Raw genomic sequence first — 282 nt, 5'->3', positions numbered from 1 at the left:
GTGGTGATCCGCCGGGTCACGGCCCTGCTGGCCAAGGCGGGCCTGATCGCCACGCGCCCCGGCGCGTCGGGCGGGTCATGGCTGCTGAGGCGGCCTGAGGACATCTGTCTGGACGAGGTGCTGCGCGCCGTGAACGGTTGCGCCCAACTGGGTTCGCCGCCTGCCGGAGCCAAGGGCTGCCCGGTCGGCCAGCATATCCCGCGTCATGTGGCCAAGGCCCTGACGGCGGCGGATCAGGCGGCGGGCGCGGCCCTGTCGAAGATCACTATCGCCGACCTGCTG

General features: G+C 72.3%; 1 protein-coding gene. It reads left to right on the top strand.

Annotation, left to right across the window (positions count from 1 at the left end):
* Positions 1 to 282 (top strand): Rrf2 family transcriptional regulator (locus tag RT567_RS16480; protein WP_313577277.1); only part of this gene is annotated, 282 nt, incomplete at both ends.

The sequence above is a fragment of the Brevundimonas sp. genome, from assembly GCF_032107865.1.
In the GTDB taxonomy this organism is placed as follows: domain Bacteria; phylum Pseudomonadota; class Alphaproteobacteria; order Caulobacterales; family Caulobacteraceae; genus Brevundimonas.
The sequence above is the reverse complement of the archived record's forward strand: the minus strand, read 5'-3'. Positions and strand labels throughout refer to the sequence as shown.